General features: G+C 61.8%; 1 protein-coding gene. It reads left to right on the top strand.

Features of this window, described 5'->3' with window-relative positions:
- Positions 1-104 precede the first annotated feature (104 nt).
- Positions 105-824, top strand: a complete 720-nt coding sequence (locus F0311_RS11270) for a transposase (protein WP_150462043.1) — start codon at positions 105-107, stop codon at positions 822-824.
- Positions 825-842: the final 18 nt, after the last annotated feature.

The following is an 842-nucleotide window of genomic DNA, read 5'->3' as shown; positions in this document are numbered from 1 at the left end:
CTTAGAGCGTGCGCCAGTAGGCGGTGTGTCGGTGACCCAAGACAGGCACGGGCCCCGGTAAAGGAAGAGGTGTTCTACGCCGCCTTCCTTCCCCGAGGTGACCCGTGCCTGCACTGCCATCATTCATCATCGAACCCCTGTGGGAGCAGTTCGACGCGCTGCTGCCAGAACACATCGATACCCACCCGCTGGGATGTCACAATCCGCGTATCTCCGATCGGATCGTGTTCAATAAACTCGTCCAGGTCCTCGTGCTTGGCGCTGCCTATGCCAAGATCGCCGACAGCATCTGTTCAGCGACCACGATCCGGCGCCGCCGGGACGAGTGGATCGACGCCGGAGTCTTTGAGGCTCTGGAACAGATCTGCTTGGAGGTCTACGACCAGATCGTCGGGCTCGATCTTGGCGATGTCACCGTTGACGGGTGCATCGTCAAAGCGCCCTGCGGCGGTGAGGTCGCCGGGAGATCCCCGGTGGACCGGGGTAAACAAGGCACCAAACGGTCCGTGCTCACCGATGGCAACGGTATTCCACTCGCCTGCGTGGTCGCACCGGCGAACCGTCAACTTCTCGACGAGCTCGGCTGCAACAGCATGATCAGCGTCAAAGGATTTCCACTCCAAGCTGGTCGTCGCTGGGTAGTTGAGCGGCTCAACTCCTGGCACAACCACGGCTTCAAGAAGCTCCTGGTCTGCACCGAGCGGCGCCTACGGGTGATCAACGCGCTGATCGCCTTGGCCAATGCCGCTATCATCATCCGATGCCTTACCCGAACCGCCTGGACAACCCACCGATGGGACACCCGCCCAGCCCGCCAACCATGACCTACCGGCGCACGCTCT

The organism is Nesterenkonia ebinurensis, from assembly GCF_008711175.1.
Classification (GTDB): Bacteria; Actinomycetota; Actinomycetes; order Actinomycetales; family Micrococcaceae; genus Nesterenkonia; species Nesterenkonia ebinurensis.
This window is presented reverse-complemented; position numbering and strand designations above follow the sequence as displayed.